This is a genomic window from Microbacterium sp. dk485 (assembly GCF_004570445.1).
Lineage (GTDB): Bacteria > Actinomycetota > Actinomycetes > Actinomycetales > Microbacteriaceae > Microbacterium > Microbacterium wangchenii.
Window position 1 is genome coordinate 261,044 of sequence record NZ_SPQW01000001.1, and the last position, 24,549, is coordinate 285,592.

Genomic DNA, 24,549 nt, shown 5'->3' on the forward strand with positions numbered 1-24,549 from the left:
TGCGCGACGGGTGCACGCAGCAGCCTCCCCGTGCGCTTCCCACAGAGTAGTCGAGGCGGCTGGACACTCGCCGGGCGCCTCGCCCGCGTATGACACGATAGGACAAGCCCAGCACGAGGAGGCGCATGTGACCGCGTATCCGGCCTGGACGCCGGCGCCCCGCCCGGGGATCGTGCCGCTGCATCCGTATGGTTTCGGCGTCACGCTCGGACGCTCCTTCACGGCCCTGCGGCAGAATCCCGGCGTTCTGCTGGGCTTCGCCCTGGGCGTGCAGGCGCTCGCCTTCCTCGTCCTCACGCTCGTGACCGGCGGCGTGGCGTTCGCGGCGTTCTCGCGGCTGGACACGCTGACCGAGGGCACCGAGGAGTTCGAGGCCGTGATGGCCGGCTCCATCGCCCTCACCGCGATCACCGGCGTCGTGCTCTCCCTCGCCGCCGGCGCCCTGGGCGTGCTGGTGCAGGGCATCGTGGTGCTCGAGGTCGCCCATGCCGTCGTCGCCGAGCGCCTGCCGCTGCGGGCGCTGTGGCGGCGCCTGCGACCGGTGGCGGCCCGGCTGGTGGGGTACGCCTTCCTGGTGCTGCTGGCCGTCGCGGTGGTCGTGGCCGTCGTGGTCGCCCTCCTGTTCGCCGTCGGCGCGGCCTCCCCGCCGCTGGCGATCCTCGCCGGGATCCTCGCGCTGCTGGGGTCCATCCCGCTCACACTGTGGCTGAACACGAAGCTGCTGCTGGTGCCCGCGGCCATCATCCTGGAGCACGCCGGCATCGTTCCGGCGCTGCGGCGCTCGTGGCACCTGACCCGCACGCGGTTCTGGCCGACGCTGGGGATCATCGTCATCATCTCCCTGACCTTCAGTGTGCTCGCCCAGCTCGTGGGCCTCCCGCTGCAGTTCTTCACGGCGGGGCTGACCAGCATCCTCAGCCCCACCGGGGAGCCGGATGTCGGCTTCCTCATCGCCTTCCTGGTCACCGCCGTCCTCACGCAGGTGATCACGATCCTCATCCAGTGCGTCGCGCTGATCGTGCAGTCCACCGTCACCGCGCTCGTCTACGTCGACTGCCGCATGCGCCACGAAGGCCTCGACCTGGATCTGCTCGCCTACGTCGAGCAGCGCGACGGCGGGGCGAGCGACCTCCCCGATCCCTACCGCGTGCACATCGGCCGCGCGCTGGCGTCGCGACCGCCGGTGTACGCCGGGCCGCCCGCCCCGTATCCGGGCGCCGCATCCGCCTTCCCCGCGGCCCCGGCGGGCCTGCCGCCGTACGCGGGCGGCTCCGCCGCGGCACCGTCGTGGCCGGCACCGTCCTGGCCGGCACCGTCGTGGCCGGCACCGTCGGGCGCCCCACGGCCCGGGCCGCCCGCTGCTCCCCCGACGCCGGCTGCCGCTCCCCCCACCCCGGTTCCCGAGGGGCCTGCCGCGACGCCCGCCACGACGTGGGCGCCCCCGGGCGCACCCCGGCAGTCGTGACGGCGGGCACGGTCCCGGCGCAGTCCGCGCCGCTTCTCCTCGACCCCGACGACGCGCGCGACCTGGTGCGCCGCGAACTGGAAGACCCGCTCTACGACGCCGCCGAGCCGACGCTGCTCGACCGTACGGCCCGGGCGGTCGGCGACTTCTTCGCCCAGCTGCTGAATCCCGACCTCTCCGGCGCGTGGGGGCCGGCCGCCGCCGTGGTGGCGACGGTCGTCGTGGTCGCGGTCCTGGGGGCAGCGCTCCTCATCTGGGGCCGGCCGCGCTCGTCGGCGCGTTCCCGCCGCCCCGCCGAGCTGTTCGGTGCCGACGAGCGGCGTTCGGCGGCGATGCTGCGGGCGGATGCGGCGGCCGCAGCAGCCCGCGGCGACTGGGATGGCGCGATCGCGCAGCGTTTCCGCGCCCTGGCGCGCGGACTGGCGGAGCGCGCGATCGTGGACCCGTCCCCCGGGACGACCGCGCAGGCCTTCGCGCGCGCCGCCGCGCGGACGTTCCCGGCCTCCGCACCGGACCTCGCCCGTGCCGCGACGACGTTCGACGACGTGCGGTACCTGCGCCGGCCCGGAACGCGCGAGCTGTACGAGGAGATCGCGCGGCTCGACGACGTCCTCGTGCACACCCGCCCCGCCTCGGCCGAGGTGGCGGGATGAGCTCCGCGCAGCGCACGACTCCGCGGCGCACCCGCACCGCCCTGGCGTGGGCGGGCTTCGCCGCGGCGGTCATCGTCGTGGCGATCGTGGGCGGGCTCCTCGCCCGGTCGGCCGCGTGGTCCGAGCGCGGCGCACTGGATCCGGAGTCGGCCGGACCCGACGGCGCGCGCGCCGTCGTCCGCGTTCTGGAGGCGGAGGGGATCGAGGTGCGCATCGCCCGCGACCGGGCCGCCGCGCAAGCGGCACTGGCGGACTCGGATGCCACGCTCGCACTGCCCGACGTGCCCGGCCTGTCCGACGCCGCCGTGCGCGAGCTCACCGAACGCGCCGGCGACGTCGTGCTGCTGGAGCCCCGCTCCCGCACCCTGCGGCTCCTCCTGCCCGGCTCCGCCCCGGCGGGGGCGTTCGCCGACGAGGAGATCTCGCCCGCGTGCAGCTTCCCGCCGGCCCGCCGTGCCGGCGACGTCGTCGCGGGCGAGCTGTTCGCCCCCGCCACCGACGGGGAGGCCTGCTACCGCGCCGACGACGCCTACGCGCTCGTGACCTCGACGCAGGACGGCCGCACCGTGACCGCCGTGGACGGCCGCACGCTCCTGGCCAACGACGGCGTCGACCGCGCCGGCAACGCCGCCCTCGCCCTCGCGCTGCTCGGGGCCCGCCCCACCCTGGTGTGGTACGTGCCCTCGCCCGCGGACGCCGACGGGGCAGCCCCCACCCTCGGGGAGCTCACCCCGCCGTGGGTCACCCCCGCGATCGTGCTGCTGCTGCTCGCAGGCGCGGCTGCGGCGCTGTGGCGCGGCCGCCGCTTCGGCCCGCTCGTGGCCGAGACCCTCCCCGTCACCGTCCGTGGGTCCGAGACCACGGCCGGCCGCGCGCGCTTGTACGCCCGGGCGCGTGACACCGCCCACACGGCCGAGCAGCTCCGCTCCGCCGCCCTGGCACGGCTCCGCCGCATCCTCTCGCTCGGCGCCCATGCGTCCCCCGCGGCGGTCGCGGATGCCGCGGCCACGCGACTGTCCGAAGACCCCGCAGCCGTGCGCCGCCTCCTGCTCGCCGGCGCGCCCGCTACCGACCGCGAGCTGGTCGAGTTCAGCGACCGCCTGCACGACCTCGAAGCGGCCGTCGCGGCCGCCGTCCGACCGGAAGGGACCACACGATGAGCGATTCCGCTCCCGACGACGCCGCCCTGCGTGACGCCATGCACCGCGTGCGCACCGAGATCGGCAAGGCGGTGGTCGGGCAGGACGGCACCGTGACCGGGCTCCTGATCGCGCTGCTGGCGCGGGGGCACGTGCTGCTGGAGGGCGTCCCCGGCGTCGCCAAGACGCTCCTGGTCCGCGCCTTCAGCCGGTCGCTCGGCCTAGACACCAAGCGCATCCAGTTCACGCCCGACCTCATGCCCGGCGACGTGTCCGGATCGCTCGTGTACGACGCGCGCACGGGCGAGTTCGAGTTCCGCGCCGGGCCCGTGTTCACCCACGTCGTGCTCGCCGATGAGATCAACCGCACACCGCCGAAGACGCAGGCGGCGCTGCTGGAGGCCATGGAGGAGCGTCAGGTCTCCACCGACGGGGTCACCCGGCCCCTCCCCGAGCCCTTCCTCGTCGCCGCGACCCAGAACCCGATCGAGCACGAGGGCACCTACCTCCTCCCCGAGGCACAGCTGGACCGCTTCTTGCTCAAGCTCGTCGTCGAGGTGCCCGGACGCGACGCCGAGCTTGCGGTGCTCCGCCGCCACGCCGACGGGTTCGACCCGCGGGCGCTGGAGGCGGCGGGCGTCGAGCAGACCGTCACGCCGAGCGAGATCCTCGCGGCCCAACGCGCGGCGGCCGCCGTCACGGTCGCCGACGACGTCCTCGGCTACATCGTGGACCTCGCCCGCGCGACCCGCGAGAGCCCGTCGGTCCAGCTGGGGGTGAGCCCGCGCGCGACCACGGCGCTGCTGGCCGCGGCCAAGGCGTGGGCCTGGCTGAGCGGCTACCCCGCCATCACGCCCGACCACGTCCAGACGATGCTCGTGCCCACGTGGCGCCACCGCATCCGGCTGCGCCCCGATGCCGAGATCGAGGGCGTCTCGGTCGACGCCATCCTCACCTCCATTCAGCAGCAGACCCGCGTTCCGCTCTGACCGTGTTCGTCACCGGCCGCTTCCCCCTCCTCGTCGCCCTCGGCGTCGTGCCCGTCGTCCTGCTGCCGGGCGCCGGCGTGCCGGCGTGGGCGGTCGTGGGCGGGTGGATGCTGCTGTGCCTGGGTGTCGCGGCGCTGGACGTGGCCCTGGCCGCGGACCCGCGCTTACTCACGATCCGGCGGCGCCTCCCGGCCCGCACCCTGCTGGGCGAACCGGCCGACTCCGAGCTGATCGTGGGCAACGGCGGGACGCGGGCGATGCGCGCCCTCGTCCGTGACGGGTGGCAGCCCACGGCCTGGGCAGGATCGGCGCGTCTGCGGCTGGACGTGCCCGCCGGGGAGCGCCGCATCCTGCGCCAGGTCCTGCGCCCGGTGCGGCGGGGAGAGCTGCGCAGCGCGTTCGTGGCGGTGCGCTCCAGCGGCCCCCTGGGCATCGCCGGACGCCAGGCCGTGCTCGACGCTCCCGGGCGCCTGCGCGTGCTGCCGCCGTTCCGGGCGCGCCGCCACCTCCCCTCCCGCCTCGCCCGGCTGCGCGAACTGGACGGCAACACCAGCGTGCAGGTGCGCGGGCAGGGCACCGAGTTCGACAGCCTGCGCGAATACGTGCGGGGCGACGACGTGCGCTCCATCGACTGGCGTGCCACGGCGCGAGCGGGCACGACGATGCTGCGCACGTGGCGACCCGAGCGCGACCGCCACATCGTGATCGTCGTGGACACCGGGCGCACCTCCGCGGTGCGGGTGGGCGACGGCACGCGCCTGGACGCGGGCATGGAGACGGCGCTCCTGCTCGCTGCCCTCGCCGCACGCGCGGGCGACCACGTCCACGTGCTCATGTTCGATCGCGTCGTCCGCGCTCGCGTGAGCCGGGTCGAGGGGCCGGCGCTGCTGCCGGCGCTCGTGGACGCGATGGCGCCGGTGGAGCCGCAGCTGCTGGACACCGACTGGGATGCCGCCTTCGGCCAGGTGCGCGCGCTGGCGGGGCACCCGTCGCTGGTCGTGCTGGTCACCGCGCACGACGATCCCGCCGCCGCGCGCGGGTTCCTCGGCTCGCTGCCGGCGCTGACCGCCCGCACGCGCGTCCTGGTCGCCACGGCGTCCGAAGGCCCCGCAGTCTCTGCCTCCCCAGCCGGCCCGGAGGTGGCCGGCCGGGACGCCGCGCGGACGAGGACCGCCGCCGACGTGTACGCCGCCGCGGCCGCCGAACGGGCGGCCGCGGACGCTCGGCGGGTGGTCGCCGCCGTCGAGCGTGCCGGTGGCGAGGCGGTCACCGCATCCGCCGACGACCTCCCCCCGCGCGTGGCCGACCGCTACCTCGCGCTGAAGGCCGCCGGGCGCCTGTAGCCCGCCGCATCCGCCGAGAGTGCATCACCTCGGCCAGGGTGCACCGGATCCGGTGCACCCTGGCCGATTCGGTGCACTCTCGCGGAACGCGGAAAGGCCCGCCCCGGAGGGGACGGGCCCTTCCTGCCGCGATCTCAGACGAGGTCGAAGCGGTCGAGCTCGGTGACCTTGCGCCACGCGGCGACGAAGTCGCGGACGAACTTCTCCTTCGCGTCGTCGCTCGCGTACACCTCGGCGAGGGCGCGCAGCTCCGAGTTGGAGGCGAAGACCAGGTCGACGCGCGATCCCACGCCGACGCGCTCGCCGGAGCCGTCCTTCGTGCCCTCGAAGGCATGCTTGCCCGTGTCCAGCGGCTTCCACGTCGTGCCGAGGTCGAGCAGGTTCGCGAACACATCGTTCGTGAGCGCGCCCGGGGTCGAGGTGAACACGCCGAACGGCGAGCCGTCCCAGTTCGCCCCGATCGCGCGCATCCCGCCGACCAGCACCGTCATCTCCGGCGCGGTGAGCGTGAGGAGGTTGGCCTTGTCGACCAGCAGGTACTCCGCCGGCAGCTTCGCGTCCCGGGAGATGTAGTTGCGGAATCCGTCCGCAACCGGCTCGAGGTACGCGAAGGATGCCTCGTCGGTCTGCTCCTGCGTGGCGTCGGTGCGCCCGGGGGTGAAGGGCACCTCGACCTCCACGCCGCCGGCGAGGGCCGCCTGCTCGACGCCGGCGTTGCCCGCCAGCACGATGAGGTCGGCCAGCGACACGGTCTTCGCACCGGCCTGCTGTGCGTCGAACTCCGCCTGAATGCGCTCGAGCACGCCAAGCACCTTCTGCAGCTGGGTCGGGTTGTTGACCTCCCAGTCCTTCTGCGGGGCGAGGCGGATGCGGGCGCCGTTGACGCCGCCGCGCTTGTCGCTGCCGCGGAAGGTGGATGCCGCGGCCCACGTCGTGGTGACGAGCTCCTGCACGCTCAGGCCGCTGTCGAGGATCTGCTGCTTGAGCGCGGCCGCGTCGGCCTGGTCGATGAGCGGGTGCACGGCCGCGGGCAGCGGGTCCTGCCAGATGAGCTCCTCCTGCGGCACCTCGGGTCCGAGGTAGCGGGCCTTGGGGCCCATGTCGCGGTGGGTGAGCTTGAACCAGGCGCGGGCGAACGCGTCGCCGAAGGCGACCGGGTCGTCCTTGAAGCGACGGGAGATCTTGTCGTACTCCGGGTCCATCCGCAGCGCCAGGTCGCTCGTGAGCATGCGCGGCTCGCGCTTGCCCTCGGAGTGGGCGAGGGGGACCATGTCGGCTCCCATGCCGTTCTTCGGACGCCACTGGTGCGCGCCGGCCGGGCTCTGGAACAGCTCCCAGTCGTACGCGTACAGGATGTGGAAGAACTCGTTGTCCCAGCGCGTGGGGTGGTACGTCCACGTGACCTCGAGCCCGCTGGTGATGGTGTCGTCACCCTTGCCGGTGCCGTACTCGTTCTTCCACCCCAGGCCCTGCTCCTCGATGTCGGCGGCCTCGGGGTTGGGGCCGACGTGCGAGTCGGGGGCCGCGCCGTGGGTCTTGCCGAACGTGTGGCCGCCGGCGATGAGGGCGACGGTCTCCTCGTCGTTCATGCCCATGCGACCGAAGGTCTCACGGATGTCGCGTGCCGACAGCAGCGGGTCGGGGTTGCCGTTGGGGCCCTCGGGGTTGACGTAGATGAGGCCCATCTGCACGGCGGCGAGGGGCTTCTCCAGCTCCCGGTTGCCGGTGTAGCGCTCGTCGCCGAGCCACGTGGTCTCGGGGCCCCAGTACACGTCGTCATCCGACTCCCACACGTCGGCGCGGCCGCCGGCGAAGCCGAACGTGGAGAAGCCCATGGACTCCAGCGCGACGTTGCCGGCGAGGATCATGAGGTCGGCCCACGAGATCGACTGGCCGTACTTCTTCTTGATCGGCCACAGCAGGCGACGGGCCTTGTCGAGGTTGACGTTGTCGGGCCAGCTGTTCAGGGGTGCGAAGCGCTGCATCCCTGCGCCACCGCCGCCGCGACCGTCGGTCGCGCGGTAGGTGCCGGCGCTATGCCAGGCCATACGGATGATGAGCGGGCCGTAGTGACCGAAGTCGGCGGGCCACCAGTCCTGCGACGTGGTGAGGGCGTCCTTGATGTCCTGCTTGAGGCTCGCGAGGTCGAGGCCCTCGAAGGCCGCCTTGTAGTCGAATCCCTCATCGAGCGGATCGCGCTGCGCGGAGTTCTTGGCGAGGATCTTCAGGTTGATTCCGTTCGGCCACCACACGCGGTTCGGCGAACCCTGCGTGGGGTGGGGCAGTGCGCCGGCGGGCTCGCTGTCGGCAGGCGCCTCGCCCACGGGCAGGCGGTTGTCGTCCGGGGCAGCGCCATCGTGGAACACGGGGCAGCCGGGGGCGGCGGTGTCGCTCATTCGGGTCCTCTCAGAGGGTTCGGGTTTTCAGCTTCTGCTCGACAGGCCGGGCATGTTCCCCAGAACGTGACCTCGGCGGAGCGGATGTCGAATCCGCTCCCCTCCGGCACGTGCAGGCACGGCGCGGCACCGACGACGCAATCGACGTCCTCGATGCGGCCGCACTCCGTGCACACCATGTGGTGGTGGTTGTCGCCGACGCGCAGTTCGAACATGCCGGGGCGACCGGCCGGTTCGATCCGCCGCGCCACCCCGGCCTCCACGAAGTCGCCGAGGGCGTTGTAGACCGACTGCATGCTCGTGCCCGGAAGGGTCACGCGGATGCGGTCGAACACCTCCTCGGCGGATGCGTGGGGCTTGCCGGAGAGCGCGTCGAAGACGGCGGTTCGGGTCGAGGTCACGCGGAGTCCCGCGGTGCGCAGCAGCGCCTCGGGAGTCGTGTCGGAGCCGTCGAGCATGCTTCGAGCCTAGCCGTGTTTTGAGCTATTCAAAAAACGGCCGGTCACTCGGGCGAGCCACTCGTATCCGCGCGCGCGAAGCACGGTCGGAGCATCCCACCGTCGTCGGAGCATGCGGCCGGCATCCTCCGACCTGGATGCGATTCTCCGACGCGCGTGGCACGCCGGCGCGCGGGCGCGGACCGTCAGCCGGCGATCAGGCGAGGCGTGCCGGCCTCGTACTCGGTGAGGTCGCCGTCCTCTCCGGCCCGCACGGCGCGCCCGCCGACGACCAGCATGTACGCCAGGAACGCCGCGAGCGCGAGCGCGCCGATCGTGATCTTCACCGCGACCGGCCAGGGCGCCGGCGTCACGAACCCCTCGATCACGCCGGAGAGGGCGAGGACGAACACGAGCCCGATCGCGATCGTGCCCAGCGACCGGCCGGCCGAGGCCAGCGCCTCGCCGCGCGAGCGGGGGCCGGGCGCCACCCACGCCCAGAAGATCTGCAGTCCGGCCGCCCCGGCCACGAGCACGGCCGTGATCTCCAGGAGGCCGTGCGGGAGGATGAAGGAGAAGAAGATGTCGCCGCGGTCGAAGGCGAACATCACCGCCGCCGCCGTGCCGACCCCGACCGCGTTCTGCACGAGGACCATGAGCGGCCAGATGCCGGTGATCCCGAACGCCACGCACTGCGCCGCGATCCACGCGTTGTTGGTCCACACCGTCCCGGCGAACACCGCGGCGGGGTTCTCGCTGTAGTACGAGGTGAACTCCTCCTCGGCGTAGTACTCGAGGTCGGCACTGTCGCCGAGGGCCGCGACGGCGGTCGGATCGCCGGCGATCCACGTCGCCACGAGCGCCGTCACCGCGAGGAACCCGACGGCCACGGCCAGCAGCATCCAGCGCACGCGGTACAGCGCCGCCGGCAGCTGACGCAGGAAGAAGCGCGGCACGAGCGCTCCGGAGTGCTCGCGCACGCCGGTCAGCCGCAGCCGCGTGCGGGCCAGGAGCGTGGAGACGTAGTCGCCCTGCGGCGTGCGCCCGGCGGAGGTCTTGATGTCGGCGAGGTCGGCCGACGCCGCGCGATAGCGCGTGACGAGCTCGTCGACCTCGGCGCCGGACAGGCGGCGCGCGCGGCTCAGCGCGTCCAGCCTCGCCCACTCCTCCCGCCGTGCGGCGGTCAGGGCGTCGAGATCCATTTGCTTTACTGTACCCATGGCGCAAGGCCCCTCCCCCGACCTCGTGCGCATCGCGCAGGACGAGACCGTCACCGGTGAAGCCGTCCCCCTGGACGTGCAGTCGGCGGGGTTCTTCCTCCGTGCCCTCGGTGCGCTGCTGGACTTCCTCGCCGGTGTGGCCGTGCTCCTGCTGCTGGCGGCGGTGGTGACCTGGCTGGCGGCGGCAGGAGTGCTCAGCGAGGCGATGATCCGCCCGCTGGCGATCACGGTGCTCGTACTGGTCACCGTCGTCGTGCCCACGACCGTGGAGACCCTCACGCGGGGGCGGAGCCTCGGCAAGCTCGCCGTGGGCGCCCGGATCGTGCGCGCCGACGGCGGGGCGATCGGGTTCCGCCACGCCTTCCTCCGCGCCCTCGTCGGCGTGCTGGAGCTGTGGTTCACGCTGGGTTCGCTCGCCGCACTCGTGGCGATCTTCACCCCGCGCGCGCAGCGGCTGGGCGACCTCCTGGCCGGCACCTACAGCGAGCGCACCCGCACGCGTCCGCTGCCGGATCCCGCGCCGGGAGTGCCGCCGGTCCTCGCCGGCTGGGCCGCCGTCGCCGATGTCGCGCGGCTTCCCGACCGCCTCGCCGCCCGCATCGCGCAGTTCGTGCGGTCGGCGCCCGAGCTGGACTCCGCCGCGCGCCTGCGCCTCGCCGAGACCCTCGCGGTGCAGGCGCGTCCCTTCGTCGCGCCGCTGCCGCCCGTGGATGCCGACCTGTTCCTCCACGGCGTCGCCGCCGTGCGGCGCGACCGCGAGCTGCGCGCCCTGCGCCTGCAGGACGAGCGCGTGGCCGCGCTGCTTCCCCCGGCCTCCTGACCCGCCGCATCCGCCCCGAATCAGGAGGATCGCCGAAATCAGGTCCGGATGCGCCCGATCGCGCCTGATCTCGGCAGATCGCCTGATCTCGGGCGCTATGGCGTGGGTCAGACGCGCAGGGTCTCGTGACGCACGACCACCCAGCCGCGCGGCACGGAGAGCCGGTCGGTGTGGATGGCGCACAAGTCGTGCGCGTGCGGGTCGTCCACGCGCCCCAGCGGCCCGACGACCGCCATCTGATCGCCGTAGTCGTACGTCAGTGTCGCCACGGCCTCACGGGAGCAGGCCACCTTGGAGCAGAGTCTGTCGCGCATATCGCCGCCAGCCTAACCGCGGGCTCCGTCATCGCCGCAGCGCCTCGCCGCCCGCGTCGTAGGATGGGGCCATGGTCCGCCGACGCACACGCGAGCGTCTCCGCGCGAGACCCCCGCGCCACGGCCGTCACGGCCGCGAGAACCGCAGCCCGGTCGTCCGACCCCCGCTGCCCCCGCTGGACACCCGCGCGGAGCGGTTCGACCTGGCCGTGGGCACCGCCGCGGAGTTTCTGCGCTCGGCGTGGGAGGAGCTGCGGGACGTCTCGTTCGAGATCGGCGTCCTGCCCCCCTCCCCCGACGATCAGGGCATCCCGCGCTGGCACGTGCTGCGCGAGCAGAAGCGCATCATCCTGTACCGCGTACCGATCGAGCGGCTCAGCCACCTGCACCGCAACGACGACCTGCACCGGCGCATGATGATCGAGAGCGCGGTCTTCCGCGCCGCGGCCGAATACCTCGACCGCGACCCGTGGGACCTCGGCCCCGAGCGCTTCCGGTACTTCTGAGCGACTACGGGAAGACGACGATCGGCGGGGCCGCCGCATCCGCCCCCCACACGGGGTATCCGGCGAGCGCGCCGGCCCCGGCGAAGGACACGCCGGCACGCACCGGCGCGGATGGATCCAGCGCATACACGCCGGACTCGCTCAGTTCGACCTCCACGGCGCCGGTGGCCGGCACCTCGACGTCCTGCGTGGAGCCGTCGGGCGAGGTCAGGACGACCGTGGCGTCGGCGGCGCGGTCGTTGACGAACGACATCGTCGGGGCCGCCCCGCGCGGCACTGCGACCACCGTGGGCAGGTCGACCTCGGGCGCCGCGGCGAACCACGCGTAGTCGGATCCTTCCCCGAACCCGGTCGTGCTCCATGCCCCGGCCACGACCGGGGAGTCGGCCTCGACTCCGACGGAGTAGGTGCCGGCGGCAAGTCCCGGCAGTTCCAGCTCGATGGGGGTCCCGGCCGCCAGCGGGACGGTCGCCGTCTCACCCACGGCGCGTCCGGTGTCGTCCCGCACCGACACGCGCGCTTCGCCGTCACCGGCGGGGGCCAGCAGCCGCACGAGGGTTCGCGCCTCCGCGCCCTCGTCGGCGGCGGGGGCGGACACGACGACTCCGGGGATGACCTGCCGGTCGGCGGCCGCCGCCAGCGGGCTCACCTGGTCGACGCCACCGGGCAGGAGCGTGCGGGTGAGGCTGGACTGCAGGGCCACGCTCACCGGCGCCCCAGCCGCCGTCACGTGCACGACGGGGCTGGCCTCGTCGCGCAGGAGCCCCGCGAGGGGCACGACGATCTGGCTCCGCGCCGGCACGACGCGATCCACGCCGCCGGGCGCGCTCTGGGCTCCCGCCGCGCCGTACACCGTCACCTGCACCGTCGCGGCGACGACACCGGGGTTGGTGAGGATCACGAGGTCGTTGGAGCCGGTCGTGGTGGCACCTCCCACGATCCAGGACTCCAGGAGGGGCGGCCGGCACGCGGATGCGGCGAACCCGCGCAGATCCGCCGCATCCACCGACGCCGACCCGGCCGCCGCGAAGGGGGCGGGCGCGGACCCGTCCGGGGTCGCCGTGAAGCTCAGCGGCCCCGCATCCGGCACGGGCCCCGTGAGGGCCCGCTCGGTGGCATCGGCGGTGTCGGGCCCCGCAACGACGGACTGCGCGGCGGCCAGCTCCAGCTGACCGGCCTGCTCGACGACGCGGCCGAGCACCAGCAGCGGCCCGTCACACGCCAGCACGGTGTCCGACGGCGCCGGCGTCGCCTCCACGCGCACGGGCTCGGTGGACACCGTGGGCCAGGGGAAGGCGATGGCCAGCACGACCGCGACGACCACGGCCACCGCGGCGGCGGCGCCGGCGATCACCCGCGCGCTGGTCAGTGCCCAGCCGAATCGGCGACGCTCGGTCATCGGGCCTCCCTGGGTGCGGGGCCGACGATGCGCGGGGTGCGCCGCGCGATGCGCCGGCTGGCGGCGGTGGGCACGGCCAGGAGCAGGCCGATGACGACGACGGCGATCTGCAGCAGCGCCAGCACCCGCGCGGTGTCCTGCACGGCGGCGCTCGCGTCGGGCCGGGGTTCGACGTCGCCGGTCACGCGCCACAGGACACCGCGCGAGGCCGCATCCAGTCCGTCGCGCTGATCCAGGGCGGTGGATGCGGCCAGCCGCAGCGCGCGGACGGCCTCGACGTCGTCGGTGGGGGCGGCGAGCATGACGAAGCCGATGCCGCGCTCGGCGAGCGCTGCGACCGCGTCCGGCCCGGTGGAGGTCACGAGGTCGGCGGCGAGGGCGGCCAGCTCCCGGTCGGCCTCGGTGGGTGCCGTGCGGGTGGCCTGCAGCGTGCTCTGCCCGCCGAGTGTCTCACTGCCGCCCCACACGACCTGCACGACCATCCCGCTCCCCCGCGGGTCGATCACGATCGTGCCGGTGCGGGCGTCACCGCGGCCCTCGGCGGCGACGTAGGCGGGGAGGGTGGAGGCGGGGCCGTTGGTCAGAGCCGCGGCATCCCGCGCCGACGCCGTCAGGGCGGGCAGTGCCGCCACCGCGACGCCGCCGGCGAGGATCAGCGCGACGGCGGGCCGCAGCATCCGCACGCGCGGCACCAGACCGGTGTCCAGGGTCACCATCGCGGCGCCCAGCGCGCCGGCCCACGCGAGACTCAGACCGGCGCCGGGCCACAGCGGCACCGTCGATGTCCCGGCGAAGGAGACGGCGATCCCCACGGCGCCGAACGCGGTGGCCAGCCCGAGCAGCGCCAGTGCCATCATCGCCGCGGCGGCGGGCCAGCGCGGGGTGACCAGCGACGCCAGGGCGAGCAGGGCCAGCGGCGCGATCAGCAGCGGCACCCACCACACCGGCGCCCCTTCGAGGAACGCGCTCCATCCGGCGGGGTCGGGCGTGGGGAACCCGGCAGCCAGCAGCAGCCGCCCGCCCGCGTCGGCGGCGACGGCGCCGCCGGTGGGCGGTCCGGGATCGGCGAGGATCGCCAGGAGGTTCCCCGCCCGGGCATGCGCCCACGCCAGCGGGGCGAAGAACACCGCCGTCGGCACCAGGAGCCACACGATCTTGGCGACGCCGCGGCCCCGGCGGGCGGCGACGACGGCGATCAGGATGCCCAGCCACGCCACCAGCACCGCCGGAGCCAGTGACGGCGCGCACGCCAGCACCGCCACCAGCAGGACCGACGCGCCGCCGGCGCTCGCCCACGACCGGTGCGCGACGCTGCCGGTGTACAGCAGCCACGGCAGCAGGAGATGCACGAGCACGGCGGTCGGGCGTCCCTCGATGAGGGCCGTGAGGAAGGGCGGGGCCAGCGCCCACGTCACCGCCGCGATGATGCGCAAGAGGGAGCGCTCGGTGACCCGGGTCGCCGCGAACCACGCGCCCAGCACCGCGAGCGGCAGGGCCAGCAGCCACAGGATCACCAGGGCTCGCGAAGGGTCGGCGGGCGAGAGCGTGCCCACCACGGCCACCACGGCGGCGAACGGGTCGGCGGGGGCGATGTCGGCCAGGCCGAGCGCACGCTGACCGTACGCGGCGTCGGCCCACAGCTGAGCCACGCGCGAACGCAGCGGAAGCAGGGCGCCACCGCCCAGCACCGGCCAGGCCAGGAGCGCGGGGAAGACCGCCACCGACACCGCCGCGGCTGCCAGCACGGTCCAGGCGCCGCCGCCGGTGAAGAACCGCAGTTCGCTGCGCACGGGGGCGGAGGGATCGGCGCCGTCCCCATCCCACCGCAGGCGCAGCTGAGCGTGGCTGACGCGCAGGGGTGCGAGGCGCGACCAGCCGGCGCGGCGGGTGGTGCGGATCTGCCGCCGCGCCCGCGCGACGGCACCCCACCGCACGAGCACCACGAGGGTGGCCCACCAATCCGGTCCGACCCGGCCGGGCTGCTTGGCCACCAGGAGCGCGATCGTGCGCCACACCGCCAGTGGCAGCAGGGAGAGCCAGTGCAGCGGCACCGCGACGGCGGGCGCGTAGACAAGACGGCGGTGCAGCTCCGCCGTGCGGATGGCGAACTCCCGGCGGGTGGAGCGGTGCTCGGCGGGCAGCCCCGCCACGCCGTCGCCGGCCACCGCTACCACGGCGGAGGGCACGAGGGTGACCCGCTCCCCCGCCAGCCGTGCGCGCACACCGAGATCGAGCCCTTCGTCCGCTCCCGCGAGCGCGGGATCGAGTCCGCCCAGCTGCCGCCACGCCTCGCGCCGGACGAGCACGCCGCGGACGTCTGTGCCCAGCACATCCTGCGCGGCGTCGTGCTGCCCCTGGTCGAGTTCGCCCGCCGCAAGCTCGATCGCCCGCCCCGTCGGCGACATGCTCACCCCGAGCGAGACGATCTCCGAGCGGTCGTCCCAGCGGACGAGCTTGGGAGCGGCGAAGGAGACGGACGCCGCCAGTTCCAGGGCGCCGGCCAGGCGCGTGAGCGCCTCGGGGTCGGGCGCGGTGTCCTGGGCCAGGAGCCACACGGCCTCTCCGATGAGGCGGGGGGTGGCCATCGCTGTCGCCGCGGCGAATCCGGTGCCGTGCGCGGCGGTGATGACCCCTTCCGCGCCCGAGCGGGCGGCGATCTCGCGGAGCTCGGCATCGCCGCCGCACAGCACGATGGTCAGGGCGTCGACGGGCCGGGTCTGCGCCGCCAGCGCCGCGAGCGTGGCCCGCAGGTGTGCGGCAGCGGGCGTGCGCCCTTCCGGACGCACGACGAGGATCGCGTGGACTCGAGCGGGCATGACGGAGTCAGCCTAGGGCGATCTCACAAGCGTCCCGCGGCGCACGCGCCGAGGGGAAGCGGATCGGGTTCAGCTCGCGCGGCGCTTGAGCTTGCGACGCTCGCGCTCGCTCAGGCCGCCCCAGATCCCGAAGCGCTCGTCGTTCTGCAGCGCATACTCCAGGCACGCGTCGCGCACGTCGCACGAGGTGCAGATGCGCTTGGCGTCGCGGGTCGATCCGCCCTTCTCGGGGAAGAAGGCCTCGGGGTCGGTCTGCGCGCACAGCGCGTCGGACTGCCAGGAGAGCGGGTTGTCCTCGACGTCCGCGTCGCGGCGCACCCCGGGCACGCCCAGATGGACGGGATCGACGAACCAGTTGTCGGGTACGCCGGAACGATACTGTGACCCAGCCATCTCGTCTCCCGCTTCCTCCACCACACGCCGGCCGCGTGTACCCCTAATTACACCGGTGTGATTCGCTGCGGTCAAGTCGCAGAGCATAAACCCTCACCCCCGACTTCAAACTTCACCACGCCCACGGCGTGTCGGGGTTGTTATGCCCGGCCGGGCATCGCCACGAAGGCGCGACCGGCGCCGGCGAAGCGCAGCGGGCTCTCCACGGCACTGGCCACGAGCGCCTGGCCCGGCTGCAGGGTGACCCGCTCACCGCTGGCTCCGGTGACTTCGACGATCCCCGCCACGGCGACGGCGAGCGCGATGCCGCTGAGCTCCAGTTCGGGGGTTCCGGTGTCCACCGTCACCGCTGCCAGAGCGAAATCGGGTACGCCGGGGTCGAAGATCTGGACGCCAGGGCCCGCCTCGCGGGAGGGCAGGCGGGGCGGATCGGAGGGTGCGGCGTCCAGCACCGCCATGAGCTCGCCGGCGTCCACGTGCTTGGGGGTGAGCCCGCCGCGCAGCACATTGTCGCTGGCGGCCATGAGCTCCACGCCGAGCCCCGACACGTACGCGTGCAGCACGCCGGCGGGCACGAACAGCGCCTCGCCGCGCGTCAGGATGACGAGGTTCATCAGCAGCGCCACCACCACGCCCGGGTCTCGGGGGTAGGCCTCGGCCAGGGAGCGGGCCAGCGCAAGCTCCGCCGTGAACTCCGCCGGCCTCGCGCCGCCCACCGCGGAGATGACGTCGGCGACGTCGCCGTCGGAGTCGGGGCCGAGCAGCCACGCGATGGTGTCGCGCAGCGCGGCCGCCGCATCCGCGCCCTCCAGGTGCGCGCGCAGGGCCCGCGGACCCGGGCCGTCGCCGAGTGCCTGGACCAGCCGGCGGGTCGCAGACAGCTCGCGCAGGCCCGCGAGCGCCTCGAACCGGTCGCTGACGGCGACGATCAGTTCGGGCTTGTGATTGTCGTCGCGGTAGTTGCGCTCGGCGGCGTCGCGGGGAACTCCCGCCGCCTCTTCGCGCGCGAACCCCGCCTCGGCCTGCGCCTTGGAGGGGTGCGCCTGGATCGACAGGGGCGCGCCGGCGGCCAGCAGCTTCAGCAGGTAGGGCAGGCGGGTGGGCACACCCAGTGCCGCCGACTCCTCCGCCAGCCACGTGTCCAGCGTGCGGCCGGACCCGTCCTCCACCAGGGCCGGGGATCCGGGGTGGTCACCGAACCACACCTCCGCCTCCGGCGCGCCGGAGGGCGCGCGCCCCTCCAGCTCGGCGATCAGCGTGCGCGATCCCCATGCGTAGTCGCGGGGCGAGTTCGAGATGCGGGTGAGCACGCGCCCAGCCTACGACCCGCCCGGGCGCTACCCTGAGATGCCATGGCGGTTCACACGAAGCATCCTGTCTCGGCGCCGCCCACCCCGCCCGCGCGGGAGAAGACCGCGCACCTGCTGCTGCGCGGATGGTGTGTCTTCGTGGTGCTGCTGGCCCTGGGCGGCACCGCATGGGTGCACGCGTTCGGCGATGTCGCCGCCGGTGCGCTGGCGGTCGTGTCGGGGCTCGTCTCCATCGTGCTGTGGCTCGTCGTGCGCCCACCCGTGCAGGGGCGGCGGATGCCGTGGCTCGCGCTGGGCTACATCGCCTGGGCGGCCGCCTCCGTCATCTGGAGCGCGTGGCCCGCCACGACGGCGATCACATGGCTGCTGCTGGCGACCACCACCGCGCAGGGCCTGTTCGTGGCCGCCGTCCTGACCTGGGCGGAGATCGTCCGCACCATCGCGTCGGCGCTGAAGTGGGTTCTCGGCCTGAGCCTGCTGTTCGAGCTGTGGGTATCGATCGTCATCCAGGGTCCGATCCTGCCCGGATGGGTGCGCCCCACCGAGAAGATGGACCCGATCGTCTACTGGTCGCGGGACAACCTGTTCGACTGGGACGCGCGCATCCAGGGCATCTTCGGCAACTCCAACCTGCTCGCCGGCGTCGCGGTGCTCGCGCTCGTCGTCTTCGCCATCCGCCTGGCCGATCGCGCACCGCGCCGGGGGCTGCTGCTGGCCTGGATGGCCGCGGCGGCCTTCCTGCTCGTGCGCGCCGGCTCGGCCACCGCCTACCTCTCCGTCGTCGCCATCGCCGTGGTCCTGGGCACCGTGCTGCTCATGCGCACCGCGCGCCGACCCGGGGAGCGCACGCGCTGGTACATCCTCTACGCCGTCGTGGGCCTGGGGGGCGGGTCGGCGCTGTGGTTCGCGCGGGACGCGATCTTCGGCATCCTGGGCCGCTCGGCCGACCTCACCGGGCGGGAGCAGATCTGGCAGCAGGTGTTCGAGCGCGCGTCGGAGCATCCCGTCATCGGATGGGGCTTCGCGACGCCGTGGCTGCCGGAGGATCCGCGCTTCGACGGGTGGATCATCGACCACGGCGAGAGCGTGCTGCAGGCACACAGCATGTGGCTGGACGCGTTCCTGCAGCTGGGGATCGTCGGCGTCGTGCTGCTCGCGCTGGCCTACCTCGCCTTCATCTGGCGGGCGTGGTTCTTCGCCATCGACCGCCCCCGGTTCGACCTGCGCGCCGACCGCCCCTACTCGCCGCTGAGCCTGCTCCCGACGCTGTTCGCCACGCTCATGCTGGTGCAGGGGGTGTCCGAATCGGGGCCGCTGCTGGTGTGGGGCTGGATGCTGTTCATTCTGCTGTCGTTCAAGATCGACCAGGCCCCGCTGGTGGGCGTGGGGCCCGCCGAGCAGAGCCTGTCGATCGAGCGCGGCGACCTGCAGAGCCGGGTGCCGTGAGCGGGGCCGTGCCGCTTCCCCTCCCGGGCCTTCCGGCACTGCTGGCCTCGGCATCCTTCGCGCGCGCCTACACCTTCACGACGCTCGCGACGGTCTTCTCCGCGTTCGCGATCCAGCGCGTCGCCGGTGAGGTGACGTTCCTCACGATCATCGCGGGCCTGTGCGTGCTCGGGGTGGGGATGCTGATCGCCCGGCGCGCGGAGTACTCCCTCGTGCGCCTGGCACCCACGACGGTGCTGATGTTCCTGATCTGGACGCTCGTGACCCTCGCATGGACCACCGACCGCGCCCACACCGTGTCGGGATGGCTGTCCCTGGCGGCCACCGCCCTGCTGGCCGTCGTGGTCGCCCTCGTCCGTGACACTCTGCAGACGGTGCGCGCCCTCGGCGACGTCCTGCGCTGGCTGCTGTCGATCTCGCTCGGGCTGGAGATCCTCTCCGGGATCCTCCTGGACATCCCCTTCGGATTCCTCGGCATTCAGGGGCGCATCGCCGAGCTCGGCCCCATCCAGGGCATCTTCGGTACGCGCAACCTCCTGGGCTTCGCCACGGTCATCGCCCTGATCACGTTCCTCATCGAGTACCGCACGCTCTCGGTGCGCACCGGAGTGGCCGTCTTCTCCGTGGTCCTCGGCGGCGTCACCGCCGTGCTCACCGACTCCCCCACCGTGTTCGTCCTCGCCGTCGCCGTGGGCGTGGCCGCCGCCGCGCTGGCCGTCGTCCGCAGCGCCCGGCCCGAACGGCGCAGCGTCCTGCAGTGGACGATCGGCGCCCTGGTGGTCGCCGGTGTCGGCATCGGCTATCTGCTGCGCAACCGCATCATCGACGTCCTCGGCGCCGGAACCGACTTCTCCCTGCGCACCGACCTGTGGCGGACCCTCTTCCCCTTCGTGCGGTTCCGGCCGGTGGAGGGGTGGGGATGGTACGGGCCGTGGACGGCGACCGACTACCCCTTCATCGCGATCAACCTGAGCCTCGGCGAATCCCACGCCTCCGCCCTCAACGCCTACCTTGACGTCCTCGTGCAGGCCGGATGGGTGGGGCTCCTGCTGTTCCTGGCGCTGGCGCTGATCGCGCTCGTACGCGCATGGCTGGTCGCCAGCGAGCGCCGGTCGGTCGTCCACGCCTGGACGCCGCTCGTCCTCATCGCGCTGCTGGTGGACTCGCTGTTCGAGAGCTTCACCCTCAGCGGCTTCGGCTGGTTCATGCTCGTGCTGTGCGCCGTGCGCGCGGGCCAGAGCCGGTCGTGGCGCGAGCGCGTGGGGGCGATGGACGACCCGAGTGCCCCGGAGCTCCTGCCGCTTCCAGGCGACGCTCAGGGCCTGGGCGGCGGGCGCGGGTAGGGGCACTCGCGCGCGGAGGCGCGCCTCGCACCCGATGAAGTGACGGTCAGGCGGGCGTGCCCTCAGTCACGACAAGGTAGGCTGGCACGCGTTCCACGCCCGACATCCGGAGTTCTCACGTGCCCTCAGTCTTGCAGAATGTGATTCTCCCGCTCGACCGGGACCCCGACCTCCTCCCGCTGTACATCGACGCGGAGACCTGGTCCATCATCGACGAGGACCCGGTCCGAGTCAGCGATCGCGCCCACGTGGGCAACGTGCTCGACCGCACGACGCTCCGGATCCCCGGGGGGGAGCGCGTGTCCTTCGGAACGTATTTCAACGCTTTCCCGGCATCGTACTGGCAGCACTGGACGCCGGTCCGACGGGTCCGATTGACCGTGCGGCTCTCAGGCGGCGCGACCGTGCTGGTGTACCGATCCAACGGTGGGGGGACGCCGCAGCGGATGGAATCAGCCCATCTGCCTGGTGAAGCCGACGAGGGCGGAGAGCTCTCGTTCGACCTGGAGGTGACGCGGTTCAGCGACGGCGGCTGGATGTGGTTCGACGTCGTGGCCGACGGCGACGACGTCGAGGTGCGAGGCGCGGAGTGGACCACGGATCAGGAACCGCGCGAGCGCGGTCTCGCCTCCATCGGCATGACGACGTACAACAAACCGGACTACTGCGTCCAGACCCTGCGTAGTCTGGCCGATGCCCCCGACGTCCTGGAATTGATCGACCGCGTCTTCGTGGTGGATCAGGGGGATCAGCTGGTGTCTGATGAACCGGGCTACGGCGAGGTCGCTGAGCGGCTGGGCGACACGCTGGCGATATTGAGGCAGGCCAACCTCGGCGGATCGGGGGGTTTCTCCCGAGCGATGAGCGAGTCGCTGGAGCGTCCAGACACCGCGTTCGTCCAGCTCCTCGATGACGACGTCATCATCGAGCCGGAATCGCTTCGGCGCTCGATCATGTTCGGGCGGTTCGCGTCCCGCCCTCTCCTGGTCGGCGGCCACATGTTCGACCTGCTCGACCGGCCCAAACTGCATGCGTGGGCTGAAGTGGTCGACGAACGGCCCTTCATGTGGCGCAATCTCTTCCAGGAGCGCATGCCCCACCACTTCGGGGAGGCCAATCTGCGGCAGTCCCCCATGCTGCACATGCGCATGGACGCCGATTACAACGGCTGGTGGATGTGCCTCATCCCCACAGAGGTGATCCGCCGCGTGGGGCTGGCGATGCCCGCCTTCATCAAGTGGGACGACGCGGAGTTCTGCCTCCGCGCCCGAGAGGCCGGCTTCCCCACGGTCTCTCTCCCCGGTGCGGCCCTGTGGCATGTGTCTTGGCTGGGCAAGGACGATGCGATCGATTGGCAGGCTTACTTCCATGCGCGCAACCGCCTGGTCGCGGCCCTCTTGCACTCCAATGCCCCGCGCGGTGGCACGTTGCTGCGACACAGCCGCAGAATCGACCTCAAGCACCTGATGATGATGCAGTACTACCCCGTCGCGCTGCGCATGCGTGCGCTGCGGGACGTCCTGTCGGGGCCGCAGCATATGTGGCCGACCTTGGCCACAGCGATGCCGGCAGCTCGCGCCCTGGCGGCTGACTTCCCCGAAACCCGCATCCACAAGGGCACCGACAGCATCCTCCAGGCGCGCCATGGGCGGCAGGTGTTCCGCCGTCTGCGGCGCAACACCTTCGACAGCCCCACCGGTCTTCGCCTGCGGTGGTTCACCCTCGGCACGCTCATCAAGCACTGGTTCCACGTGCCCAGACCGGAGAATCTGGAGACCCCCGAGGTCGAGTTCGGAAAAGGCGACGCCAACTGGTGGCGGCTCCCCCGCTACGACAGCGCGCTCGTCAGTTCGGCGGACGGGTCCGGCAAGAACGTCTACGTGCGCGACCGCGCGGCGTACCGTCGGATGCTGATGGACACCCTGGTCCTGCACTGGCAGCTCAAGCGGCAGTGGCGTCGGCTGGCGTCCGAGTACCGCCGTGCGCTTCCCGACCTCGTCTCCCTGGAAAGCTGGCGCTCCTACTTGCAGGATCCCCGGTGAGCGACGCGGCCGCCCCCTTCTCACCGTCCTCGGCGACCATCGCGGTCGTCACGTACAACCGGTCGGCTCTCCTGACGCGCCTGCTGGAGAGTATCGAGCGGATGGACCCCAAGCCGGGCCACGTGGTCATAGTCGACAACGCCTCCGTGGACGACACGGCTGACGTCGTCGAGTCGTTCCGGGAGCGCGTCGGCACTCAGCTCGTCTACCGCAGGCTCGAGACGAACACCGGCGGCTCCGGCGGATTCAGCGAGGGCATGCGCGTGGCCTACGAGCTGGGCTCGGAGTGGATCTGGCTCATGGACGACGATGTCGAGGTGATCCCCGACGGCCTCGCCCGTATGGGGAAGTGGGCGCCGCGGTTCCGCAGCATCCAGGGGCGCCGTTACGACTACGACGGCAGTGAGTTCTACTGGCAGTACCGCATCGCCGAGTCCATGGGCATCCCGATCCCCTTCGCGCCGGCCGGGTTCGATGCATCCGGATACAAGGAGATGAACTCCGGCTGCTTCGAGGGCATGTTCATCCACCGCGACATCGTCGCGAAGATCGGCCTCCCCGACCCGCGGTTCTTCATCTACTGGGACGACCAGCTGTACGGGTGGCTCGCCTCCCGCCACACGACGTCGGTCATCGTGGACGAGTTCGTTCTGCGCCGCACGCGCGAGATCAAGCAGTGGGACATGGGCATCCGCCACATGAACGCCTCGAGCGATGCGTACCGGTACTACATCATGCGCAACCGCGCGCTCATCAAGCAGTACTACCGCGCGCTGGGCGTGTACCGTCCGGTTCCGTTCGCGGCCGGCACCGCCCTCACCTTCGTCAAGGAGCTCATTCGGCTGCTGGCCGTCGAGCGGACCGTGCGCGGCACGAGCCACCTCTTCCGGGGGCTGCGGGACGGCGGGCGCATCGCGCGGGATCGCTCGTGGAAGCCGATGCCGCCGCTGACCGCGTCTCAGCCGGTCGCGTAGTCGGCGTTGTAACGGTCGAGCACCTCGGCGATCGGCGCGTCCATCGCGAGGGTCCCCTTGTCGAGGTAGAGCCCTCGCGTGCAGAAGCGACGGAGATCCTTCTCGTTGTGGCTGACGAAGAAGAGCGTTCGCCCCTCCGCCAGCAGTTCGTCGATGCGGCGATAGCACTTCTCGCGGAATGCCCGGTCACCGACGGCGAGAACCTCGTCGACCAGCAGGATCGGTTCGTCCAGCTGCGACACGACGGAGAACGCCAGACGCACCTTCATGCCGTTCGACAGGTGTTTGTACGGCGTGTCGACGAAGTCGCGGATCTCGGCGAAGTCGATGATCCCGTCGAAGCGGCGGTTGACCTCGGCGCGCGACATGCCACGCAGCCCCGCGGCCAGCCGCACGTTCTCCCGCACCGACAGGTCGCCGACGAAGCCGCCGGTGATCTCGATGAGCGGGGCGACGCCGCCGTGGACGGTCACGCCGCCTTCGTCCGGGATGAGAACGCCTGCCACGAGCTTCAGCAGGGTGGACTTCCCCTGCCCATTGCGTCCGACGACACCGATCGACTCACCGTGTCGCACATCGAAGGTCACGTTGCGGAGGGCCCAGAACTCCCCCGGGCGCGTGCGCCGCGTGGAGCCGGCGAACAGGTCCTTGATCGTCCGCTTGCCGCGCTTGTTCCGGCGGAAGCGCACGCCGAGGTCGCGCGCCTGGATCGCCAGATCGTTCGTGCTCATCACAGTTCCTTCAGGAGGGGCCGCTCCAGCCGCCGGAAGAGCAGGAGCCCGGCGCCGAGCAGGACGACGGAGATCACCGCGGAGCTGATGACGGCGGCGCCGTCCCACTGACCGGGGAAGAACCCCGCCCGGAAGAGGGTGAAGATCCCGGCGAGGGGGTTGCACACCGCCAGCCAGGAGAAGCCGCTGGGCAGGTCGGCGACGCCGTAGATGATGGGCGACGCATAGAACAACGCGCGCAGGACGAGGCGTGTGGTGCGCTCGAGGTCGGCGAAGAGCACGCACAGTGGCGCCACGATGAGACCGAGTCCGACCAGGAGTATTGCCATCAGCAGCACGCCCAGCGGGAACCACAGGAGCCCCCATCCCACCGTCGCCCCGCCGAGAACGGCGAACAGCACGAGGACCGGGAGGGAGAAGAGGAACTCGATGCCCTTGCTGAGCACGATCCGGTTGACCCAGATCGTCCGCGGAATGGCGGTGGACCGCACGAGTCGGGCGTCCTTGTTGAAGGCCCTCGTGAAGTCGGTCACCGCGGAGTTGAACCACACCCAGGGAAGCAGCGCGGTGATGAGGAACAGGATGTACGGCTGCTCTCCGACCGTGCGCTGGAAGATCTGAGTGAAGACGAACCAGTAGATCAGGCTCATCACGAGCGGATCCAGCACCGACCACAGGTAGCCCAGGGCGCTGGTGGCGTACCGCACTCGCAGGTCGCGCGCCGACAGAAGCCATAGGGAGTGGAGGTAGCGCCGGGCGGATCCGGGTGCGCCGACGGCGGTGGTCACGGCATCGATCCTAGGGCGCGGCGGC

At 72.6% G+C, this 24,549-nt stretch carries 21 protein-coding genes; 11 read left to right on the forward strand and 10 right to left on the reverse strand.

The annotated features are described in order from the left end of the window. Positions 1 to 127 precede the first annotated feature (127 nt). From E4V99_RS01295 to E4V99_RS01315, 5 genes are read left to right on the forward strand one after another with little or no spacing between them, the layout of a single operon-like run. Positions 128 to 1,465 (forward strand): glycerophosphoryl diester phosphodiesterase membrane domain-containing protein, encoded by a 1,338-nt coding sequence (locus tag E4V99_RS01295; protein WP_135116137.1) that lies wholly within the window; start codon positions 128 to 130, stop codon positions 1,463 to 1,465. Beyond that, the gene (locus tag E4V99_RS01300; protein WP_135116139.1) at positions 1,462 to 2,118 is read left to right on the forward strand and encodes a DUF4129 domain-containing protein; all 657 of its coding nucleotides are present in this window, start codon (positions 1,462 to 1,464) and stop codon (positions 2,116 to 2,118) included. The genes E4V99_RS01295 and E4V99_RS01300 overlap by 4 nt, the downstream gene beginning before the upstream one ends. After that, positions 2,115 to 3,278, forward strand: coding sequence for a DUF4350 domain-containing protein (locus E4V99_RS01305; protein ID WP_135116142.1), 1,164 nt, complete (start codon positions 2,115 to 2,117; stop codon positions 3,276 to 3,278). Before E4V99_RS01300 ends, E4V99_RS01305 begins: the two co-directional genes overlap by 4 nt. Beyond that, positions 3,275 to 4,246 (forward strand): AAA family ATPase, encoded by a 972-nt coding sequence (locus tag E4V99_RS01310; RefSeq protein WP_135116144.1) that lies wholly within the window; start codon positions 3,275 to 3,277, stop codon positions 4,244 to 4,246. Before E4V99_RS01305 ends, E4V99_RS01310 begins: the two co-directional genes overlap by 4 nt. A gap of 2 nt (positions 4,247 to 4,248) precedes the next feature. Then, a complete protein-coding gene (locus tag E4V99_RS01315) occupies positions 4,249 to 5,589 on the forward strand; it encodes a DUF58 domain-containing protein (protein WP_135116146.1) in 1,341 nt (446 codons plus the stop codon). Positions 5,590 to 5,723: 134 nt separating this feature from the next. Here E4V99_RS01315 and katG read toward each other — a convergent pair whose 3' ends face one another. From katG to E4V99_RS01330, 3 genes are all read right to left on the reverse strand, one after another. Further along, positions 5,724 to 7,985: a catalase/peroxidase HPI gene (gene katG, locus E4V99_RS01320; protein WP_135116148.1), complete on the reverse strand. Its 2,262-nt coding sequence runs from the start codon at positions 7,983 to 7,985 to the stop codon at positions 5,724 to 5,726. Continuing rightward, entirely contained in the window at positions 7,982 to 8,443 is a 462-nt protein-coding gene (locus E4V99_RS01325) for a Fur family transcriptional regulator (RefSeq protein ID WP_135064374.1), read from the reverse strand. The genes katG and E4V99_RS01325 overlap by 4 nt, the downstream gene beginning before the upstream one ends. A gap of 185 nt (positions 8,444 to 8,628) precedes the next feature. Further along, positions 8,629 to 9,624 (reverse strand): stage II sporulation protein M, encoded by a 996-nt coding sequence (locus E4V99_RS01330; protein WP_135064371.1) that lies wholly within the window; start codon positions 9,622 to 9,624, stop codon positions 8,629 to 8,631. Positions 9,625 to 9,640: 16 nt separating this feature from the next. On the opposite strand from E4V99_RS01330, the gene E4V99_RS01335 reads away from it, so the two are divergent. Beyond that, entirely contained in the window at positions 9,641 to 10,462 is an 822-nt protein-coding gene (locus E4V99_RS01335) for an RDD family protein (protein ID WP_135116150.1), read from the forward strand. A gap of 107 nt (positions 10,463 to 10,569) precedes the next feature. Here E4V99_RS01335 and E4V99_RS01340 read toward each other — a convergent pair whose 3' ends face one another. After that, on the reverse strand, positions 10,570 to 10,776 hold the full coding sequence (locus E4V99_RS01340; RefSeq protein WP_135064365.1) for a DUF3499 family protein: 207 nt from the start codon (positions 10,774 to 10,776) through the stop codon (positions 10,570 to 10,572). 71 nt (positions 10,777 to 10,847) lie between these two features. On the opposite strand from E4V99_RS01340, the gene E4V99_RS01345 reads away from it, so the two are divergent. After that, entirely contained in the window at positions 10,848 to 11,282 is a 435-nt protein-coding gene (locus E4V99_RS01345; RefSeq protein WP_187270391.1) for a metallopeptidase family protein, read from the forward strand. 4 nt (positions 11,283 to 11,286) lie between these two features. On the opposite strand, the gene E4V99_RS01350 is transcribed toward E4V99_RS01345, so the two are convergent. The 4 genes from E4V99_RS01350 to manA all read right to left on the reverse strand — a co-directional run bounded on the left by E4V99_RS01350 (position 11,287) and on the right by manA (position 17,200). Next, complete coding sequence (locus E4V99_RS01350; RefSeq protein ID WP_135116152.1) at positions 11,287 to 12,681, reverse strand: DUF5719 family protein; 1,395 nt, start codon at positions 12,679 to 12,681, stop codon at positions 11,287 to 11,289. Then, entirely contained in the window at positions 12,678 to 15,497 is a 2,820-nt protein-coding gene (locus E4V99_RS01355; protein ID WP_135116154.1) for a glycosyltransferase, read from the reverse strand. Before E4V99_RS01355 ends, E4V99_RS01350 begins: the two co-directional genes overlap by 4 nt. Positions 15,498 to 15,566: 69 nt before the next feature. Next, positions 15,567 to 15,890 carry a WhiB family transcriptional regulator gene (locus E4V99_RS01360; protein ID WP_135064357.1) on the reverse strand — a complete coding sequence of 108 codons (324 nt, stop codon included), beginning with the start codon at positions 15,888 to 15,890 and terminating at the stop codon, positions 15,567 to 15,569. 140 nt (positions 15,891 to 16,030) lie between these two features. Beyond that, positions 16,031 to 17,200, reverse strand: coding sequence for a mannose-6-phosphate isomerase, class I (manA, locus tag E4V99_RS01365; protein ID WP_135116156.1), 1,170 nt, complete (start codon positions 17,198 to 17,200; stop codon positions 16,031 to 16,033). A gap of 42 nt (positions 17,201 to 17,242) precedes the next feature. Here manA and E4V99_RS01370 point away from each other — a divergent pair, with 42 nt between their 5' ends. The 4 genes from E4V99_RS01370 to E4V99_RS01385 all read left to right on the forward strand — a co-directional run bounded on the left by E4V99_RS01370 (position 17,243) and on the right by E4V99_RS01385 (position 23,005). Beyond that, entirely contained in the window at positions 17,243 to 18,646 is a 1,404-nt protein-coding gene (locus E4V99_RS01370; protein WP_135116158.1) for an O-antigen ligase family protein, read from the forward strand. Further along, positions 18,643 to 19,989, forward strand: coding sequence for an O-antigen ligase family protein (locus E4V99_RS01375; protein ID WP_135064348.1), 1,347 nt, complete (start codon positions 18,643 to 18,645; stop codon positions 19,987 to 19,989). Before E4V99_RS01370 ends, E4V99_RS01375 begins: the two co-directional genes overlap by 4 nt. Before the next feature lie 140 nt (positions 19,990 to 20,129). After that, positions 20,130 to 22,031, forward strand: a complete 1,902-nt coding sequence (locus tag E4V99_RS01380; protein WP_240742822.1) for a glycosyltransferase — start codon at positions 20,130 to 20,132, stop codon at positions 22,029 to 22,031. After that, complete coding sequence (locus E4V99_RS01385; protein ID WP_135064342.1) at positions 22,028 to 23,005, forward strand: glycosyltransferase family 2 protein; 978 nt, start codon at positions 22,028 to 22,030, stop codon at positions 23,003 to 23,005. The genes E4V99_RS01380 and E4V99_RS01385 overlap by 4 nt, the downstream gene beginning before the upstream one ends. Here the strand turns inward: E4V99_RS01385 and E4V99_RS01390 are convergent. After that, positions 22,990 to 23,736, reverse strand: a complete 747-nt coding sequence (locus E4V99_RS01390) for an ABC transporter ATP-binding protein (RefSeq protein ID WP_135064339.1) — start codon at positions 23,734 to 23,736, stop codon at positions 22,990 to 22,992. The two genes, E4V99_RS01385 and E4V99_RS01390, sit on opposite strands and share 16 nt — an antisense overlap. Further along, positions 23,736 to 24,524, reverse strand: coding sequence for an ABC transporter permease (locus E4V99_RS01395; protein ID WP_135064336.1), 789 nt, complete (start codon positions 24,522 to 24,524; stop codon positions 23,736 to 23,738). The genes E4V99_RS01390 and E4V99_RS01395 overlap by 1 nt, the downstream gene beginning before the upstream one ends. Positions 24,525 to 24,549 lie beyond the last annotated feature (25 nt).